The organism is Ruegeria sp. P10 (assembly GCF_056534925.1).
This window is the reverse complement of the sequence record NZ_JBQERJ010000009.1, coordinates 161,398-180,829: the sequence shown is the minus strand read 5'-3', so window position 1 is coordinate 180,829 and position 19,432 is coordinate 161,398. Positions and strand designations below refer to the sequence as shown.

The following is a 19,432-nucleotide window of genomic DNA, read 5'->3' as shown; positions in this document are numbered from 1 at the left end:
TGCGCGGTCTTTTTTTTGGTTTGCCCATGGCGCAGCCGTCATCGCGACATTGCCTGCGACTCCTTAGGGTGTTTTTGGGCAAATGTAGTGCGTGTCAGATCGGCAGGGGCCTGCCTTCGGCGATCGCTTCCATCGCGAAATACGAGGTCACGCTGTCCAGCTCGACCTTTTCGATCAATCGTTGATAGACCTTGTCATATGACGACATGTCCTGCGTTACGACTTTCAGCTGATAGTCGTAATCCCCTCCGATCCGATGAAAATCCACGACTTCCGGGATTGTCAGAACATGGCTCCGAAACGCCTGAAGCCACTGGGCAGAGTGGTGTCGGGTGCGGAGCATGACGAAGACCACAAGGCTCAACCCCAGTTCTTCTCGTGCGATGCGGGCCGTGGATCCGATCAGCACACCGTTTTCGTTCAGGGCCTTCAAGCGCCGCCAGCAGGCATTCTGGGACAGGCCAACCCGATCCGCCAATTCCCGCTGTGACAGGGTGGCGTCCTTTTGCAGCTCTTTCAGTATGCGTGTATCAATTTGATCTATTTTTGATGCCATAACTGATCATATGACACAAAAATTCAAAAATCCACGCAAAGATATGTGAAGTTTCCTCGGGCCAGAAATATCACATTGGTATGGCAGTAAGGAGCCAATGCCATGACCCTGTCCAAATTCCGTGCGGAACTCTGTTCCACCGCTCACAATTCAAATCTGCGCGATGGGCTGATCGGCGAGAACGTTCTGATCCCGGGTCTGCTTGGAGACGTGCCGCTTGTCTATGCGGATTACGTCGCTTCGGGCCGCGCGTTGCGGCAGGTCGAGGATTTTGTGGCGCAGGACGTTTTGCCGTTTTACGCAAACAGTCACACCGAGGCCTCCTACTGTGGGTCCTACATGACACGTCTGCGCCGCGAAGCGCGGGCGGAAATAGCCCGCATTGTTGGTGCTCGGGAAGAGGACGCGGTGATCTTTACCGGGTCCGGCGCCACTGCGGGGCTCAATCGGTTGGTCAGCCTGCTAGGGGTGGCAGAGGCTGACCAGCCGATTGTCTTGATCGGACCGTATGAACATCACTCAAACATTCTGCCGTGGCGCGAAAGCAAGGCATGTGTCATCGAAATCCCCGAGGCCGAGGGCGGTGGCGTGGACCTGCATGCGCTGAAAGCCGCGCTGGAGGCCCATGTGGATGCCGATTTGGTGGTCGGATCGTTTTCTGCCGCGTCCAACGTAACGGGCATTGTCACCGATCCTGATCCGGTCACGCGGATGCTCAAGGCGTATGGTGCCTTGGCCGTTTGGGACTATGCCGGTGGTGGGCCTTATCTGCCGATGGACATGGGGTCCGAAGGGGCCCGCAAGGATGCGATCGTGGTTTCGCCGCACAAGTTTCCCGGTGGCCCGGGCGCGTCAGGCGTTTTGGTTGTGAACCAATCGGCCGTTAAGCGGACCTGCCCCAGCTGGCCCGGCGGTGGAACCGTAAGTTTCGTTTCACCGTGGCGGCATGACTACAGCACCGATCTGTCCACCCGGGAAGAGGCCGGGACGCCCAACGTGATCGGAGACATTCGTGCGGCGCTGGCCTTCATCGTCAAGGATGTCGTCGGAACGGACGAAATCGCCCGGCGTGAGGCGCAGTACAATCAAATGGCGCTGGACGGCTGGAAGAACAACCCGAACCTGACCCTGCTTGGGGTCGAAAAAGCGCACCGTCTGCCGATCTTTTCCTTCCTGGTGCGCGACAATGCGGGCCAGCCCGTGCACCAGCAGCTGTTTACGCGGATGCTCAGCGATATCTACGGCATTCAGGCGCGGGGCGGCTGTGCCTGTGCCGGACCCTACGCCCACCGCTTGCTGGGGATCGATCAGGCAACGTCAGAGGCGCTGCACGCTGCCTTGTCCGCTGGGGAAGAAATGAAAAAACCCGGCTGGGTGCGCCTGAATTTCTCATATCTGATGAGCGAAGAGACGGTTCAGTTCATCATCGACAGCGTCAATGACCTGTCGCACCGGACCGAAGAATTCACGCCTTACTACAACGCTGACCCGGCAACAGCGCGCTTCAAGGCCGCATGAGGGAATTGCCGCTTTTCTCAACCCTTTGAGACAGGTATGAGAGGCCCATTCAACGGAGCCTCTCATGACCAAGATCACCCCACAACCCGGCATTATGGACATCGCGCTGTATCAGGGCGGTCAGTCGCATGTGGCGGGAGTGGAGCATGTGATCAAGCTGAGCTCGAACGAGAACCCGTTTGGACCCAGCCCCAAGGCCATAGAGGCGGTGCGCGACAGCGCGGCCACTCTGCATCGTTATCCCAGCACCGACCACGCGAGCCTGCGCGCGGCCATCGGCGCACGCCATGGGCTGGACCCGGCGCGGATCATCTGCGGTGTCGGCAGCGACGAGGTATTGCAATTTGTCGCCCAGGCCTACGCGGGGCCGGGGGACGAGGTGATCTATACCGAGCACGGGTTTTCCATGTACCCGATCATCGCCCGCATGGCCGGCGCGACGCCGGTCATGGTGGCCGAACGTGACCGCAAGGTGGATGTGGATGCCATTCTCGCCGCGGTGACGGGGCAGACGCGGATCGTGTTTGTCACCAACCCCGGAAATCCAACTTCGACCATGATCCCGAACGACGAACTGGAACGTCTGGCGCTGGGTCTGCCCGACACCTGCCTGATGGTTCTTGATGGCGCTTATGCGGAGTTTGTCGATGGGTTCGATGGCGGGGCGTCGCTGGTTGACGCCCATGAGAATGTAATCATGACGCGCACCTTCTCAAAAGTGTACGGGCTGGGCGGTATGCGTGTCGGATGGGGCTATGCGCACCGCCCGATCATCGACGTGCTGAACCGGGTGCGCCAGCCCTTCAACCTGTCAATGACCGCATTGGCGGCGGCTGAAGCTGCGGTAAACGATGTGGAATTCCTGACCTTCTGTCAGGCCGAAAACGCGCGCCTTCGTGTGTGGCTGGCCGATCAATTGGCCAAGACAGGCGTGCCGTCGGACCCGTCCTGCACCAACTTCATCCTAACGCGTTTTGCCGATCAGGCCGAGGCCGAGGCCTGCGATGACTACCTGAAAACGCAGGGTTTGATTGTCCGCCGGGTTGCAGGCTACAACCTGCCGAACGCCTTGCGGATCACCGTGGGCGACGAAGAAGCCTGCCGCCGTGTGGTTGCGGCGATCACTGCATTCAAAGAGGGCGCAGCATGAGCCAGATTTACGACCGCGTTGCGCTGATCGGGCTGGGCCTGATTGCTTCGTCCATGTTCTGGGCGATGAAACGTGCAGGGCTGGCCGGGGAAGTGACGGGTTATGCCCGGTCTGAAAAGTCCCGTGAAACCGCGCGCAGGATCGGATTGTGTGACCGTGTTTGCGACACGGCACGCGAGGCGGTCGAAGGCGCCGATCTTGTCGTGCTCTGCGTGCCTGTGGGGGCTATGGGCGCAGTTGCAGAAGAAATTGCACCCGTGCTGAAACCCGGTGCCACCGTTACGGATGTGGGTTCGGTCAAGCGGGGCGTCATTCGGGCGGTACAGCCTCATATCCCCGACGGAGTGCATTTCGTTCCCGCGCATCCCTTGGCAGGGACCGAGCATTCCGGCCCTGAATCCGGGTTTGCCGAACTGTTTGACAATCGCTGGTGCCTGTTGGTCCCGGTCGAGGGTTCGGACCCGGATGCCATTGCCCGTCTGCGCGCGCTCTGGGAGGGCATGGGGTCGAATGTCGATGAGATGGATGCGGATCACCACGATCTGGTCCTCGCCGTAACGTCCCATGCGCCGCACCTGATTGCCTACACGATGGTTGGCGTGGCCGACGATCTGCGACGGGTAACCGACAGCGAAGTCATCAAATATTCGGCCGCCGGCTTCCGCGACTTCACCCGGATTGCCGCGTCCGACCCGATCATGTGGCGGGATGTGTTCCTGTCCAACAAGGATGCGACGCTGGAAATCCTGGGCCGGTTCACCGAAGAGCTTTTTGCCCTGCAACGCGCCATACGCACTGGCGACGGCGATCATTTGTTTGACTACTTCACCCGCACCCGTGCTATTCGTCGCGGCATCATCGATGCCGGGCAGGATACGGATGCGCCGGACTTTGGGCGGGGAAAGGCAAGTTCATGAGACTGCGCTGGGGGCATATTCTGATCGGGGTCGTGGCTTTGAGCGCCGCGCCGGTTCATGCCGCGCCCCTTGACCAGTCTTTGGTGCCCCTCATGCGCCCTTTGACTGTTCAGCAGGCTGTCAGCGCGCCTGCCCCTTCTGACATTGCCAACCTGCGTCCGGTTTCGCGTCCGGTTTCGCCGCAAGTCACGGCTGCGGCGGCGCGCCCGTCGGAGCTGCCACTTCTGGGGCCGGACACATCCTTGATGCCTTATTTGCGACCCGAGTCTGTCGAGCAGCAGGTGTTGTTCAAAAGGCGCAAGCTGCGCAAAGGGTCTGTTTGCGGGGATATTGCCATTCAAGGCAAACCTGTTGGCCGTGTCGGCAGCAAGAATTCAGCCTGTGGTGTCAAGGATGCGGTGCAGATCACCTCGGTTTCGGGTGTGATGCTCAGCCGCCCCTCGACGATGGATTGCGGCACCGCCATTGCGTTGAACAAGTGGGTCGACAAGACCGTCAAACCCACCTTCAAACGCCGCGGGCCCGTGGTCGAGCTGCAAATCGCCGCCCATTATGCCTGCCGAACCCGCAACAACCGCAAAGGTGCGCGGATATCCGAACATGGCAAGGGTCGTGCGATCGATATCTCAGGTTTCAAAATGGCTGACGGTGAGGTGGTGACCGTCCTGAACGGGTGGCGCAAGAACCCGTCTCAGAAACAGCTCAAGAAGATCTGGCGCGGGGCGTGCGGCCCGTTTGGTACCGTGCTGGGGCCGAATTCCGATCGCTATCACAAGGATCATTTCCACCTTGATACGGCCCGCTATCGCAGCGGACCTTACTGCCGTTAACGCAGGATCAGACGCGGGGCAGGGCCCAAAGGCAATGGCCCGAGCGCCACGAAACCATCGCGGAAATTCAGTTGCAGATCCAGCGCGTTGGGGTTTCCGCCCAGCCCTGCCAGAAAGTTCAGCCCTCGGGTGACGGGATCAACGGCCTGATCGGGCAGGGCACCCGCCGCGTTTGCCATTGCGATCATATCCCGCCAGTTTTCGGCTTTGACGGCAATCTCACCGGTCGGGATACCTTGGGCGTCCACATCCAAATCGCCGGTCGCGAACAGGCGCAGCTCACCCCATTTGATCTCGGCCAGACGCAGATCGATGGCCACGGGCTGCGGACGGCTGTCTTCGAGGGCGGACCGGCTCCAAACCTTGTCGAAAGTGGTGACCATATCCAGTTCCAGCGTCTCAAAGCTTTGCGGTAACGAACTTGCGGAATGCATCAGGGCCCGCAGTTTTTCCCCCGGTGTAAACCCATCCGCGCGGGCCGTGATGGAATAGGCTTCTGAAATTGGCGTTTGTTCCATGATCAGGCTCAGCGTGTCGCCCGAGGCCAGCGTGGTGGAGTTTTCCGTCACCGACCAGGCCTCGGCCGTCAAAGCCATTTTCTCCAGCACGAGCGAGACGCCGGGCTGCAATTGCAGCTCGGCCAGCAATTCGTCGGCCACGATTGTTGATGTCTGGTCGAAATATGACAGGCGTTGCGGTGTGTCCGCGAACCGCAATATCTGACGACCGGGCCAGACGGCAGGGCTTTTGAATTCGATCCAATCCGCGCTCCATGCCGTGCCGTTCACCGGATCCGCCAGCGCCGGATTGTTCAGACGGGTCATGTGGTGGGTCGGATAGCCCGCTGTCGCGACATTCGAGAAATCCGCTTGCCAGCCGCGCGCCTCCTGCTGTTCGAACCAGCCAGTGATCGCAGAGCGCAGGCCATACCCGGCCACGAACCAATAGGCGCTCCATGCCAGGGAAACAAAAATCAACACTCGTATCATACGCATTCGAAAGGCCCTTTTTCCCGCCTTGGAATTGATGTTTATAGGCCGAAACAGGCAAGGACCAGTGCAATGACGATGTGGGTATTCGGATATGGATCGCTGCTGTGGAATCCGGGCTTTCCGGTGGCACGCAGTGAACGCGCGACACTTCATGGTTACTCCCGCTCCTTCTGCATGAGCTCGATCCACCATCGCGGGACCGAAGAAAAACCCGGCCTGGTGCTGGCACTGGACGAACAGGAGAACGCAAGTTGCACCGGTTTGGCCCTTGCGGTCGAGGCGGGTCACGAAGACCGTACGCTGCACGAGCTGCGCGAGCGCGAGCTGATTTCCTCGGCCTATGTTGAACGTATGCTGGATGTGCACCTGGAAAACGGCGAAATCGTTAATGCCGTTACCTATGTGATCGATGCCGACCACGTCCAGTATTGCGGCGGGATGCCGTTGGAGGAACAGGCCCGGATTATCGCTCATGCGGTTGGCGGGCGCGGTCCGAATGACGAATACCTTTACAACACCGTAGAACATCTGGCCGAGATCGGGCTGCGTGACCATGATCTTGAGTGGTTGGCGCAACGGGTGCGCGACATTACCGCATAAACTCTTGGCGTCACGCGCGGAATCCCGCTAGATTCGACGCAAAGCAGGCAAATACCGGGAACCACGCGCATGGCGCAGGCACATCAGGGCGCGAGACCCCATTTCTCGCATCCCATTCGACAAATTCTGTTGATGTTGATGGCGATCGGCTTGTCCGGGCTGGGCGTGTTTCTGGCACTGCCTTACGTATTGCCGGTTTTCTATGCCAATCCGTATCTGAATGGTTTCATTCTGATCGTATTTCTTATCGGCGTCCTCGCTTGTTTTTATCAGGTTACGCAACTGATCGGGTCCGTGCGCTGGATCGAGGCCTTTGTCGGGGGCGTCGTTCGCGAAGATGCGCGTACACCGCAATTGCTGGCGCCTTTGGCTTCGCTGCTGCGGGAGAGAGGCGCGCGCTCACAGATCAGTTCCACCTCAACCCGGTCCATTCTGGACTCCGTGGCCGAGCGTGTCGAAGAAGAACGGGAAATCACGCGTTATATAACCAATGTTCTGATCTATTTGGGTCTGCTGGGTACGTTCTTTGGCCTGGCGACAACCGTTCCAGCCATTGTCGACACCATCCGCAGCCTGAACCCGCAAGAAGGCGAAGAGGGGCTGGCCGTCTTCAATCGCCTGATGACCGGACTCGAGGCGCAGTTGCAGGGGATGGGCGTTGCGTTCGGGTCCTCTCTGCTGGGTTTGGCGGGATCGCTGATCGTTGGTCTGCTCGAAGTGTTTGCCGGGCACGGGCAGAACCGCTTTTATCGCGAGCTCGAAGAATGGCTGTCCTCGATCACCCGCGTCGGATTTGCCGGTGGTGAAGAGGGCGGGGCAGAGATCGCCGTACTGACACCTGTGCTGGATGCCATGTCCGAACAGATGGATGCGTTGCAGGATCTGTTTGCCGCTCAGGAAAGTGAGCGGGCTAAGGTTTCGGCCAAGCTGGGGCAACTGGTCGATGTGATTGCCGAGATGAACAATCGCCAGGCCAATACCGAAAGCGTCACTTCGGCTCTGGAGCGTGTTGCGCTGGGGCAGGATGCGTTGCTTGACCACATGCGCGAACACGGTGCAGGCGATGGCATCGATGCCGAAAGCCGGATGCGCCTGCGCTCGATGGACGTGCAGTTGCTGCGCATTCTCGAAGAGATTTCGGCGGGTCGTCAGGAAAGCATGAACGAATTCCGCAAGGATATCGAACTGCTGGTCAAGGCCCTGACCCTGCCGCGAGGCGCGGTGCGCACCACGCCGGAAGGAGAGTAACCCATGGCGCTGTCCCGCCGCACCGGTCAACGCTTCCAGGGCTCGGTCTGGCCCGGATTCGTGGACGCGATGACCGGGCTGCTGATGGTGCTGACATTCGTTTTGACCATCTTCATGGTGATTCAGTTCGTTCTGCGCGAAACCATTTCGGGTCAGGAAGACGAACTGACGACGCTGGCAGACGAGGTTGCTGCGCTTGCGGGCGCGCTGGGTTTGGAAGAGCGTGAAAACAGCCGCTTGCAGGCAAGGCTGGGTGCGTTGAACACGACGCTGTCGCAGGCCGAAGACGATCTGGCGCAAGCGCAGTCGCTGATCGCCTCACTGACCACCGAACGCGACCGTCAGGCCGCCGCGCTGGATAAGGCGCAGACCCGGATCACGAATTTCGAAGCACAGGTTGCGGCGCTGCTTGCCGAGCAGGAACAGGCTTTGGGCGACATCGCAGCGCTTGAGACTGAGCGCGAGCGATTGCTGACGGAACAAGAGGCGCTGAACCTTGCCCTTGCACAAAGTCGCGAGGAAATCGATGCGCAGACGGAAGCTGCCCGATTGGCAGCCGCCCGCCGCGAGGCACTGGAAGCATTGGTTGCGGATCTGGAGCAAAGCGGCGATGAACGCGCGGCGGAAATCGCCACCCTTGAACAGCAACTGAGCGATGAAGAAGCCGCCCGCCTGGCCGAAGCCGCTGCTGCCGAGGCATTGCGAAACCGCCTTCAGAATGCGGATGCCGAGCTGACGGCCATGACGCTCGCGTTGGAGGCACAACGCAAAGAGGCCGAAGATACGCTGACCCTTCTGGCCGCCGCGCAAGCCGCGCGGGCCGAGCTTGAGCGACAATTCGGCGACGTGAATCCTGATGAATTGCGCGCCGAACTTGAAGCCGCCCTGAAGGCGCAAACGCAAGCGCAGGCGGATGCTGATAAACAACGCACCCTGGCCGAACAAAGGCAGGCTTTGCTGGCTCTGGCAGAATCGACATTGTCGGAAGAGAAAGAAATCTCAGCTGAGGCCCAGCGTGAGGCGGCTCTTCTCAACCAGCAGATTGCCGCGCTGCGCGGGCAGTTGGGGTCCTTGCAGGCCCTGCTGGACGATTTCGAAGAGCGCAACGAGGCCGCCGAGATCCAAATCCAGACTTTGGGTCAGGACCTGAATGCCGCGCTGGCCCGTGCCGCTTCGGAAGAACGCCGGCGCCGCCTGCTGGAAGAAGCCGAGCGCCTGCGTCTCGAGGCCGAGGCCGAAGCACTGGCCGGTCAGAATGAGGAACTGGCAGCGCAGGCGGAAGATCTGCAACGTTATCGTTCGGAATTTTTCGGACGTCTTCGGGATGTCCTTGGCGACCAGGAAGGTGTGCGGATTGAAGGTGACCGCTTTGTCTTTTCATCCGAGGTTTTGTTTCCGACAGGATCAGCCGTGCTGTCCGCGGAAGGGCAGCAGGAGGTTGCGAAAGTTGCGAACATCCTGCGCAGTGTCGCCGCTGAAATTCCGCCCGGTTTGAACTGGGTGATCCGGGTCGACGGCCATACCGACAACGTTCCGCTGGCCGGTTCGGGCCGATACCGGGACAACTGGGAACTCAGCCAGGGTCGCGCGTTGTCTGTTGTGCGCTATATGGTCGACGCGCTGGGCATCCCACCTAATCGTCTGGCGGCAAACGGGTTTGGTGAATTCCAGCCGGTCAATCCGGCTGACACGCCAGAGGCGCGGGCACAGAACCGCCGGATCGAGCTGAAACTCACGGAAAGATAGCAAACCCTTGCCTCTTGCATGGGTAATCTGTGTGATGGGGTCAAACCGATTACCGTCTGCCAAAGCGAAAGCTTTGATCCGGAGTGCCCATGAAGCAGCGGGGTACCACGGGGTAATCCTCGGTCAGAAAATACGCATAGGTTCCTGAAGGGTATTCTGCTGAAACGGTGAAGGCGCCGTTGCATTGGTCCAAATTGCCGTGACCCTGAACAAAAACGTAGTCCTCGTTGAAGGTGCCGTCATGCCGCCCGCCCGGCGCAGCGCCACCCGGCCGGTTGCCGGGTTTCAGACGATAGGACGACGTCATTTCGGTCACTTTGTCCCCTACGACGCCAGTGACGGCATATATCGGGAAACCATCTGCGGCATAGCCGATCAAGGGTGAATGCTCGGACGGTGACCATCCCAGCAGCTTGACCAACCCCGTCGGTACACCGTGATAGTGATACTTTCCGTTCGGCTGTACATGCGCATAATTGGCGTCCAATCCCAAGGAAACAGCGCCACCCAAGGCATTGTAGGACCACCCGGACCTGGGGTCGCCATGCCAAAACTCGGCCGCCAGCGGGTCGAACACAACCCCGTTGAGTGACACGCCAAAGTTCCACCCCATTTGCAGCGGCGTGATTGCACCTTTGGTCGTTGGATTTGCAGGCAATTTCAACTTGACCTTCTGCTGTTCGATCTGGTGCGGATTGCCTTGGTTTGGAAACCGGCCAACCAGATGATCAGGAATGCCGTTGCCCGTCACTTTGATTTTTCCGCCTTTTTCTTTCACCGAGGCGCTGCTTTTCCCGGGGTTTTCGGTTGCTGGCACCAACCTCAGCGTTTCTGCGGTCGTTTCGTCGTGATAGCGAAACCTGTGCTGTGCAGTTGCCACAGCGGCAACGGCGGATAGGGCAAAGGCGGCGCCCCAGAGAATTGAAATTTTGCTCACGTGTCGATCCCTGTCTTGCGTTCATCATTGAAGATGACACGCGGCAGAAGTCTTTTTCCGTCGCACTTTATGCTGTCAGCAGAGAAAAAGCCCGGCGATGGGGATCGCCGGGCTTTGAAGGAGTTGTCTGTATTTTGGTCAGTCTGCCGTCAACAGAGGTGGTTTGTCTCCTGAAATGCGCCGTTGGTCCGGGCCAAGAATTTCAAGATCCAGTTCGCCCTTCTTGACCGAGACACGAACCACGCCGCCCTTGGCCAGCTTGCCGAACAACAGCTCTTCGGCCAGCGGCTTCTTAATGTGCTCCTGAATCACGCGACCCAGCGGGCGTGCACCCATCTTGTCGTCATATCCCTTGTCGGCCAGCCACTCGGCAGCTTTTGGGGTCAGGTCGATGGTCACGCCACGATCCAGCAGTTGTGCCTCAAGCTGTAGGACGAATTTCTCGACCACCTGCAAAATGACCTCTTTCGGCAGCGGTGCGAAGGAGATCACGGCATCCAGACGGTTGCGGAATTCCGGTGTGAACATACGCTCGATCGCGGCCGTGTCTTCGCCTTCGCGCCGATCGCGACCGAAGCCGATGGCGGCTTTGGCCTGTTCCTGCGCGCCCGCGTTCGAGGTCATGATCAGCACTACGTTGCGGAAATTCACCGTGCGACCGTTGTGATCGGTCAGCTCGCCATGGTCCATCACCTGCAACAGGATGTTGAACACGTCCGGGTGGGCCTTTTCTATCTCATCCAGCAACAACACGCAGTGCGGATGCTGGTCAACACCGTCGGTCAGCAAACCACCCTGATCAAACCCGACATAGCCCGGAGGGGCACCGATCAGGCGGCTGACGGCATGTTTCTCCATGTATTCCGACATGTCGAAACGCAGCAGTTCCACACCCAGGGTATCTGCAAGCTGTTTCGCCACCTCGGTCTTGCCAACCCCCGTCGGACCGGCAAACAGATAGTTGCCGATGGGTTTTTCAGGTTCACGCAGACCGGCGCGGGCCAGTTTGATCGCGCTGGACAGCGCCTCGATTGCTAGATCCTGACCAAACACCACCCGTTTCAGCGATGCTTCAAGGTCTTTCAGCACCAACGCATCATCCTTGGTGACGTTCTTGGGCGGAATGCGCGCGATCTTGGCGACAACCGCCTCGATCTCTTTGACGCCAATGGTCTTGCGCCGCTTGCTTTCCGCGACCAGATGCTGCGCCGCGCCGGCCTCGTCGATCACATCGATGGCCTTGTCGGGCAGCTTGCGGTCGTTGATGTAACGCGCCGACAGTTCGACCGCCGTCTTGATCGCATCGGCGGTGTATTTGATGTCATGATGCTCTTCGAAATAAGGCTTCAGCCCGCGCAAGATCTTTACGCTGTCTTCTACCGAAGGCTCGTTCACGTCGATCTTCTGGAACCGGCGGCTCAGCGCACGGTCCTTCTCGAAGTGCTGACGGAACTCTTTGTAGGTGGTCGAGCCCATGGTGCGCAGTTTGCCGCCCTGAAGCGCAGGCTTCAGCAGGTTCGAGGCATCCATAGCCCCACCCGAGGTCGCCCCGGCACCGATCACGGTATGGATTTCGTCGATGAACAACACCGCGTCCGGGTGATCCTCCAGTTCGGTCACAACCGCTTTCAGACGTTCTTCGAAATCACCGCGATAGCGGGTTCCGGCCAGCAGCGCGCCCATGTCCAAGGAATAGATCGTGGTATTGGCCAGCACATCGGGGGCCTCGCCACCGACGATCTTGTGCGCAAGACCTTCTGCGATGGCGGTCTTGCCCACACCTGGATCCCCCACCAGCAGCGGGTTGTTCTTGCGGCGGCGGCACAGCACCTGGATGCAGCGTTCCACCTCATCCGAGCGTCCGATCAGCGGATCGACATCGCCAGCTCGAGCCTTGGCGTTCAGATCCACGCAGTATTTTCCCAGCGCGCTTTCTTTCTGTTCGGCTTCGCCGGATGTAGTCTGGGCGTCTTCTTCCACCTGATCCGCACCGGATACCGAGCGGCTTTCGCCATAGGCAGGATCCTTGGCGACGCCATGCGCGATGAAATTGACCGCGTCGTAACGGGTCATGTCCTGCTCTTGCAGGAAATAGGCGGCATTGCTTTCGCGTTCGGCGAATATGGCGACCAGAACGTTGGCGCCGGTCACTTCGGTCCGGCCCGAGCTTTGAACGTGGATCGCGGCGCGCTGAATGACGCGCTGGAACGCTGCGGTGGGTACGGCTTCGGATCCGTCGATATCCGTGACCAGATTCGAAAGATCCTCGTCGATGAACTCCACCAAAGTGCTGCGCAGCTCGTCCAGATCGACACTGCACGCTTTCATGACGCGCACGGCATCGGGTTCTTCCAGAAGGGCCAGCAGCAAATGCTCCAGCGTTGCGAATTCGTGGCGCCGTTCATTCGCAGCCGCCAGGGCCGCGTGTATGGCTTGTTCCAGTGTGCTCGAGAATGAAGGCACGCGGGTGCTCCTCTGTCTTGGGTCAGAAGGGGGCGGTTTCTTGGCCGGAACCCCATCCCAACCATGTCCTCATACTATTAGAGTTTGGTTGATCGTGGCCCGGCTTCAAGGGTTTTCTTTCACTTGACAGTCACATTTGTTGTGACCGTGGCCCTGAAGAGGAGCAAATAGGCATCAGAACCGGTCTTTTCTAGCCCGAATTTCGGCAAAAACGGCCTCGGGGTCAGCGCCCACCATACCCAATTTCGCCTGAACCGCCGGATCGGCGGCCCTCAGGAACGGATTTGTGGCCTTTTCAAGGGCCAGAGTCGAAGGAACAGTGGCTTTCCCGGCCGCACGCGCGCGGTCGATATCCGCAATGCGATCTTTCAAGGCTTGGTTTTCGGGATCGACTGTAATCGCGAATTTGGCGTTGGATTGTGTGTATTCGTGCCCTGAACAGACCAAAGTGTCGTCCGGCAGGGCGGCCAGCTTGTTCAAAGAGGCCCACATTTGCGCGGGTGTGCCCTCGAACAGGCGCCCACAACCCAGCGCCATCAGGCTGTCGGCGGTGAACACCGCGGAACTCTTCGGCATGTAGAATGCGATATGGCCATCCGTGTGCCCGGAAACGTCCAGAACCTGAACCGGTTCGCCGCCGATCTCGAAACTGTCGCCCTCTTTGACCTGCTGATCCAGCGGCGGCAGGCGATTTGCGTCAGCGGCGGCCCCGATGACCTTTGCCGGCTGTTTGGCCAATATTCCCACCAGCCCGTCCACGTGATCCCAGTGATGATGGGTCAACAGCACATATGACAGCGTCCACCCCCGGTCATCCAACGCCTTCAGGACCGGTGCGGTCTCGGGCGCGTCGATCAGGGCGGTCTGGCCAGTGACGGCGTCATGCGCCAGAAAGGCGTAATTGTCGCTCAGGCACGGGATTGTAACGATTTCAAGAGGCATGGCCTTTTGCCCTTTCATTGCTAGACTGCGCCCAGCTAAGCCGATTGACCGGATGTCCGCAATGCATCTTGATGTACAGGATCTGAGGAACTTCTATTACCGCAGCACGTTGGGGCGTGCGGCGCAGGCGGCTATTCGCGGGCGTCTGATCGAGCTTTGGCCCGAAGCAAAAGGCCAGACAGTGGCGGGATTCGGTTTCGCGGTGCCTTTGCTGCGCCCTTACCTGTCGGATGCGCGCCGGGTCATCGGGTTGATGCCGGGACCACAGGGCGTGATGCCATGGCCGGCAGGCATGCCCAACGTTTCGGTCCTGACCGAAGAAACCCTCTGGCCGATCGAGACCGGCCACGTGGACAAGCTTGTGGTGATGCATGGGCTGGAAACGTCGGAACGGCCAAACCAGTTGCTTGACGAATGTTGGCGCGTGCTGGGCCCCGGTGGCCGGGCCGTCTTCATCGTTCCAAACCGGGCGGGTCTGTGGTCACGGTCGGACAAGACCCCGTTCGGGTTCGGGCGCCCGTACTCTGCAACTCAGCTGGAAAACCAGCTTAAGGCGCATCACTTCCTGCCCGAGGTGCATTGCTCGGCCTTGTATATGCCTCCGTCGTTCCGGCGATTCTGGTTGAAATCCGGCAACCTGATCGAAAAGACCGGCCAGCGGATTCCGACGGTGATGGCGGGTGGGGTGCTGATGGTGGAAGTCAGCAAACATATCCGCCCGCCAAGCGGCAGCGTGACCAAAGACGCGGTCAAAAGACCGATCAAAGCGCTGGACGGCTTGCTGAAGCCCGCCTGAGACCCCGGGCAATTCCATGCGAAAAATTGAGGAAAAAAAGTCACAGGAATCGCAAAAACCTGCATATTCGTAACATTTTTCAACTGGGCCAATGTGTTCAAACCGTCGCACTTGCCGTAAGTTAATGAAAAATAACAATTTGTGGATAAATCCGTTACCGCTATAGCGTATTGCTTGGTTGGTTCGGCTCTGCTACATCCCCGGTGATTTTGATCCCCGACCGTCTGGCCGGGGTTTCTTCACGCCCCCGGGGTAGCTGCCGCACGCGAATTCGGGGCCCAAAATATCGGAAGGGTGGACGTGTCCGAACCAGCTTCGATTTCCACTGGCATCGCCGAGCGCTATGCCACCGCGGTCTTCGAGATCGCAAAAGAGAACAACGACCTTGCAGGTCTGGAATCCGGCATCAATGATCTGGCAGCCGCGCTGGACGACAGTGCAGAGCTGCGCGACCTGATCGCTTCGCCGCTGGTTTCCCGCGCTGAACAGGAAGGCGCGATCACTGCGATCGCAGACAAGATGGGTCTGAACGCCATCCTGCGCAACACGCTGGGTCTGATGGCGCAGAAGCGTCGCCTGTTCGTCGTGCCGCAACTGCTGAAGGTTCTGCGCGACATGCTGGCTGATGAGCGTGGCGAAGTGACCGCGGATGTCGCCTCGGCCAAGGCGCTGACCAAGACGCAAATGGAAAAACTGTCCAAGACGCTGTCTGAGCGCGTGGGCAAGACCGTAACTATCAATGCGACCGTGGATGAAAGCCTCATCGGCGGTCTTGTCGTTAAAGTGGGCTCGAAAATGATCGACAGTTCGATCCGTTCGAAGCTGAACTCCCTACAGAATGCAATGAAAGAGGTCGGATAAATGGGAATCCAAGCTGCAGAGATTTCTGCAATCCTGAAGGACCAGATCAAGAATTTTGGTCAGGAAGCCGAAGTGGCCGAGATCGGTCGCGTGCTGAGCGTCGGTGACGGGATTGCCCGTGTATACGGTCTGGACAATGTGCAAGCCGGTGAGATGGTCGAATTCCCCGGCGGCATCATGGGCATGGCGCTGAACCTGGAAAGCGACAATGTCGGTGTCGTTATCTTCGGTTCCGACCGTGACATCAAAGAAGGTGACACCGTCAAGCGTACCAACTCGATCGTGGACGTTCCGATCGGTGACGAGCTGCTGGGCCGCGTTGTGGACGGTCTGGGCAACCCGCTGGACGGCAAAGGCCCGATCAACGCAACCAAGCGTGGCGTTGCAGACGTAAAAGCGCCCGGCATCATCCCGCGTAAATCGGTTCACGAGCCGATGGCAACCGGCCTGAAATCGGTTGACGCGATGATCCCGATCGGCCGTGGCCAGCGTGAGCTGATCATTGGTGACCGTCAGACCGGCAAAACCGCCGTTGCTCTGGACGCCATCCTGAACCAGAAAACCTACAACGACGCAGCAGGCGACGACGAGTCGAAGAAACTGTACTGCGTTTACGTAGCGATCGGTCAAAAGCGTTCGACCGTTGCGCAGCTGGTGAAGAAACTGGAAGAGTCCGGTGCGATTGAATACTCGATCGTTGTGGCCGCAACCGCTTCGGACCCGGCACCGATGCAGTTCCTGGCACCCTACGCCGCAACTGCGATGGCTGAATACTTCCGCGACAACGGCCGCCATGCGCTGATCATCTATGATGACCTGTCGAAACAGGCTGTGTCTTATCGTCAGATGTCGCTGCTGCTGCGTCGTCCGCCCGGACGTGAAGCCTATCCTGGCGACGTTTTCTACCTCCACTCCCGTCTGCTGGAACGTTCGGCGAAGCTGAACGAAGACTTCGGCGCGGGTTCGCTGACCGCTCTGCCGGTTATCGAAACTCAGGGTGGTGACGTTTCGGCGTTTATTCCAACCAACGTGATCTCGATCACCGACGGCCAGATCTTCCTGGAAACCGAACTGTTCTATCAGGGCATCCGTCCTGCCGTGAACACCGGTCTGTCGGTTTCGCGTGTGGGCTCTTCGGCCCAGACCAACTCGATGAAGTCGGTTGCGGGTCCGGTTAAACTGGAACTGGCTCAGTACCGCGAAATGGCGGCCTTTGCGCAGTTCGGTTCAGACCTCGACGCCGCAACCCAGCAGCTGCTGAACCGTGGTGCGCGTCTGACCGAGCTGATGAAACAGCCGCAGTACTCGCCGCTGACCAACGCTGAAATCGTCTGCGTCATCTTCGCAGGTACCAATGGTTACCTCGACAAGATCGATGTGTCCGACGTTGGCCGTTACGAAGCTGGCCTGCTGGCGCACCTGCGTGGCAAGCACGCGGATCTGCTTCAGTGGATCACGGACGAAGACCCCAAGATCAAGGGTGACGCTTCCGACAAGATCAAGGCTGCGCTGGACGAATACGCCGCAACCTTCGCTTAAGGGAGAGGCGGGCATATGCCAAATCTTAAGGACCTTAAAAACAGGATCGAGTCGGTCAAATCGACCCGCAAGATCACCAAGGCCATGCAGATGGTCGCGGCTGCAAAACTGCGCCGCGCCCAGGAATCTGCCGAAGCCTCGCGCCCCTATGCCGAGCGGTTCAATGCCGTGATGGCAGGGCTGGCGGCTTCGGTCGGGGGCAGCGACAGCGCCCCCAAGCTGCTCCGTGGTACGGGCAGTGACGATGTCCATCTGCTGGTTGTCATGACAGCTGAACGCGGCCTCTGCGGCGGCTTCAACTCGAACATCGCCAAGCTGGCCCGCCAAAAGGCGGAAGAGCTGCGCCTGAAAGGCAAGACGGTCAAGGTTCTGACTGTCGGCAAGAAGGGCCGCGACGCGCTCAAGCGTGATTTTGGCGATCTGTTCGTTGGACATATCGACCTGAGCGAGGTCAAGCGCATTGGGTACAACAACGCGCAAGACATCGCCAAGGACGTCCTGTCTCGCTTTGACGCGGGTGAGTTCGACGTTGCCACGATCTTCTACTCGAAGTTCGTCAACGTCGTGACCCAGATCCCGACGGCGCAGCAGGTCATCCCCGCCTCGTTCGAGGGCGAAGCGGCGGGTGACGACAGCGGTGCCATCTTCGATTACGAGCCCAGCGAAGAAGCCATTCTGGCCGACCTGCTGCCCAAGGGGGTTGCGACTGCGATCTTCTCGGCTCTGCTCGAAAACGGAGCGTCTGAACAGGGTGCACGGATGTCCGCGATGGACAACGCGACACGCAACGCGGGTGAGATGATCGACAAGCTGACGATCCAGTTCAACCGCTCGCGTCAGGCCGTGATCACCAACGAGCTGATTGAAATTATTTCCGGCGCCGAAGCGCTGTAAGAAAACCGGAGACGAAACATGGCGAATGCAAAAGGCAAAGTCACACAGATCATCGGGGCCGTCGTCGACGTGCACTTCGAAGATCAGCTGCCTGAAATTCTGAACGCGCTGGAAACCACCAACAACGGCAAGCGCCTGGTGTTGGAAGTTGCTCAGCACCTGGGTGAAAACACTGTCCGCACCATCGCGATGGACGCGACCGAAGGTCTGGTCCGCGGCGAGGCCGTGACCGACACCGGCGCACCGATCTCGGTTCCGGTCGGCAACGCCACCCTGGGCCGCATCCTGAACGTGGTCGGCGAACCGATCGACGAAAAGGGCCCGGTCGAAGCCACCGAAACCCGCGCCATCCACCAGCCCGCGCCCGAGTTCGACGAACAGTCGACCGAGTCGGAAATTCTGGTGACCGGCATCAAGGTCGTTGACCTGCTGGCCCCCTACGCCAAAGGCGGTAAGATCGGCCTGTTCGGCGGTGCCGGCGTTGGTAAAACCGTTCTGATCATGGAACTGATCAACAACATCGCAAAAGTGCACTCGGGCTTCTCGGTGTTCGCGGGTGTTGGTGAACGGACCCGTGAAGGGAACGACCTGTACCACGAGATGATCGAATCGAACGTGATCAAGCCCGACAACCTGTCGGAAAGCCAAGTGGCCCTGGTGTACGGTCAGATGAACGAGCCTCCGGGTGCGCGTGCACGTGTCGCTCTGACCGGTCTGACCCTGGCGGAACAGTTCCGTGACCAGTCCGGTACCGACGTTCTGTTCTTCGTCGACAACATCTTCCGCTTTACGCAGGCGGGTTCCGAGGTGTCGGCTCTGCTAGGTCGTATTCCTTCGGCCGTGGGCTACCAGCCAACACTGGCCACCGACATGGGCGCCCTGCAGGAACGCATCACCTCGACCAAGTCGGGCTCGATCACATCCGTGCAAGCGATCTACGTGCCCGCGGACGACCTGACCGACCCTGCGCCGGCAACCTCGTTTGCGCACCTCGACGCGACCACCGTTCTCAACCGTGCGATCTCGGAAAAGGGTATCTACCCGGCGGTTGACCCGCTCGACTCGACCTCGCGTCTGCTTGACCCGGCCATCGTTGGTGAAGAGCACTACAAGGTTGCGACCGACGTTCAGCAGATCCTCCAGCGCTACAAGTCGCTACAGGACATCATCGCCATCCTTGGCATGGACGAACTGTCGGAAGAGGACAAACTGACCGTGGCCCGTGCCCGTAAGATCGAACGCTTCCTGTCGCAGCCGTTCGACGTGGCCGAAGTCTTCACCGGTTCGCCCGGCGTTCAGGTTCCTCTGGATGTGACCATCGCGTCGTTCAAGGCCGTTGTGGCCGGCGAATACGATCACCTGCCCGAAGCGGCCTTCCTGATGGTTGGTGGCATCGACGAAGTGATCGCCAAAGCGGAGAAGATGGCCGCAGAAGCCGCCTAA

Annotated in this window: 17 protein-coding genes; 12 read left to right on the top strand and 5 right to left on the bottom strand. The window is 59.4% G+C overall.

Annotated elements, in window-relative coordinates:
* Nucleotides 1-94: 94 nt before the first annotated feature.
* Nucleotides 95-556 (bottom strand): Lrp/AsnC family transcriptional regulator, encoded by a 462-nt coding sequence (locus ACR0FB_RS16115; RefSeq protein ID WP_171634539.1) that lies wholly within the window; start codon nucleotides 554-556, stop codon nucleotides 95-97.
* 102 nt (nucleotides 557-658) lie between these two features.
* Between ACR0FB_RS16115 and ACR0FB_RS16110 the strand changes: the two genes are divergently transcribed.
* From ACR0FB_RS16110 to ACR0FB_RS16095, 4 genes are all read left to right on the top strand, one after another.
* Nucleotides 659-2,074, top strand: a complete 1,416-nt coding sequence (locus tag ACR0FB_RS16110) for an aminotransferase class V-fold PLP-dependent enzyme (RefSeq protein ID WP_480492173.1) — start codon at nucleotides 659-661, stop codon at nucleotides 2,072-2,074.
* A gap of 64 nt (nucleotides 2,075-2,138) precedes the next feature.
* A complete protein-coding gene (hisC, locus tag ACR0FB_RS16105; protein WP_480621279.1) occupies nucleotides 2,139-3,224 on the top strand; it encodes a histidinol-phosphate transaminase in 1,086 nt (361 codons plus the stop codon).
* Entirely contained in the window at nucleotides 3,221-4,141 is a 921-nt protein-coding gene (locus ACR0FB_RS16100; protein WP_171634530.1) for a prephenate/arogenate dehydrogenase family protein, read from the top strand. Before hisC ends, ACR0FB_RS16100 begins: the two co-directional genes overlap by 4 nt.
* On the top strand, nucleotides 4,138-4,971 hold the full coding sequence (locus tag ACR0FB_RS16095) for an extensin-like domain-containing protein (RefSeq protein WP_171634528.1): 834 nt from the start codon (nucleotides 4,138-4,140) through the stop codon (nucleotides 4,969-4,971). The genes ACR0FB_RS16100 and ACR0FB_RS16095 overlap by 4 nt, the downstream gene beginning before the upstream one ends.
* Here the strand turns inward: ACR0FB_RS16095 and ACR0FB_RS16090 are convergent.
* Complete coding sequence (locus tag ACR0FB_RS16090) at nucleotides 4,968-5,966, bottom strand: DUF2125 domain-containing protein (RefSeq protein ID WP_480621277.1); 999 nt, start codon at nucleotides 5,964-5,966, stop codon at nucleotides 4,968-4,970. The genes ACR0FB_RS16095 and ACR0FB_RS16090 overlap by 4 nt on opposite strands.
* A gap of 66 nt (nucleotides 5,967-6,032) precedes the next feature.
* Between ACR0FB_RS16090 and ACR0FB_RS16085 the strand changes: the two genes are divergently transcribed.
* From ACR0FB_RS16085 to ACR0FB_RS16075, 3 genes are all read left to right on the top strand, one after another.
* Entirely contained in the window at nucleotides 6,033-6,563 is a 531-nt protein-coding gene (locus ACR0FB_RS16085; protein WP_152459021.1) for a gamma-glutamylcyclotransferase, read from the top strand.
* Nucleotides 6,564-6,632: 69 nt separating this feature from the next.
* Nucleotides 6,633-7,811, top strand: coding sequence for a biopolymer transporter ExbB (locus ACR0FB_RS16080; protein WP_480621275.1), 1,179 nt, complete (start codon nucleotides 6,633-6,635; stop codon nucleotides 7,809-7,811).
* A gap of 3 nt (nucleotides 7,812-7,814) precedes the next feature.
* Complete coding sequence (locus ACR0FB_RS16075; RefSeq protein ID WP_480621273.1) at nucleotides 7,815-9,557, top strand: peptidoglycan -binding protein; 1,743 nt, start codon at nucleotides 7,815-7,817, stop codon at nucleotides 9,555-9,557.
* A 49-nt stretch (nucleotides 9,558-9,606) separates the two neighbouring features.
* Here ACR0FB_RS16075 and ACR0FB_RS16070 read toward each other — a convergent pair whose 3' ends face one another.
* From ACR0FB_RS16070 to gloB, 3 genes are all read right to left on the bottom strand, one after another.
* Nucleotides 9,607-10,494, bottom strand: a complete 888-nt coding sequence (locus ACR0FB_RS16070; protein ID WP_480621271.1) for a YHYH protein — start codon at nucleotides 10,492-10,494, stop codon at nucleotides 9,607-9,609.
* 138 nt (nucleotides 10,495-10,632) lie between these two features.
* The gene (gene clpA / locus ACR0FB_RS16065) at nucleotides 10,633-12,957 is read right to left on the bottom strand and encodes an ATP-dependent Clp protease ATP-binding subunit ClpA (RefSeq protein WP_171168952.1); all 2,325 of its coding nucleotides are present in this window, start codon (nucleotides 12,955-12,957) and stop codon (nucleotides 10,633-10,635) included.
* Between the two features lie 174 nt (nucleotides 12,958-13,131).
* The gene (gene gloB, locus ACR0FB_RS16060; protein WP_480621269.1) at nucleotides 13,132-13,899 is read right to left on the bottom strand and encodes a hydroxyacylglutathione hydrolase; all 768 of its coding nucleotides are present in this window, start codon (nucleotides 13,897-13,899) and stop codon (nucleotides 13,132-13,134) included.
* Nucleotides 13,900-13,960: 61 nt separating this feature from the next.
* Between gloB and ACR0FB_RS16055 the strand changes: the two genes are divergently transcribed.
* The 5 genes from ACR0FB_RS16055 (at nucleotide 13,961) to atpD (ending at nucleotide 19,432) form a co-directional block, all read left to right on the top strand.
* Nucleotides 13,961-14,695, top strand: coding sequence for a class I SAM-dependent methyltransferase (locus tag ACR0FB_RS16055; RefSeq protein WP_171634510.1), 735 nt, complete (start codon nucleotides 13,961-13,963; stop codon nucleotides 14,693-14,695).
* Nucleotides 14,696-14,995: 300 nt separating this feature from the next.
* Nucleotides 14,996-15,556, top strand: a complete 561-nt coding sequence (locus ACR0FB_RS16050; RefSeq protein WP_171722736.1) for a F0F1 ATP synthase subunit delta — start codon at nucleotides 14,996-14,998, stop codon at nucleotides 15,554-15,556.
* Nucleotides 15,557-17,095, top strand: coding sequence for a F0F1 ATP synthase subunit alpha (gene atpA, locus ACR0FB_RS16045; RefSeq protein WP_152459013.1), 1,539 nt, complete (start codon nucleotides 15,557-15,559; stop codon nucleotides 17,093-17,095).
* A 15-nt stretch (nucleotides 17,096-17,110) separates the two neighbouring features.
* Nucleotides 17,111-17,989, top strand: a complete 879-nt coding sequence (locus ACR0FB_RS16040) for a F0F1 ATP synthase subunit gamma (protein WP_171634503.1) — start codon at nucleotides 17,111-17,113, stop codon at nucleotides 17,987-17,989.
* 18 nt (nucleotides 17,990-18,007) lie between these two features.
* On the top strand, nucleotides 18,008-19,432 hold the full coding sequence (gene atpD / locus ACR0FB_RS16035; protein WP_152459011.1) for a F0F1 ATP synthase subunit beta: 1,425 nt from the start codon (nucleotides 18,008-18,010) through the stop codon (nucleotides 19,430-19,432).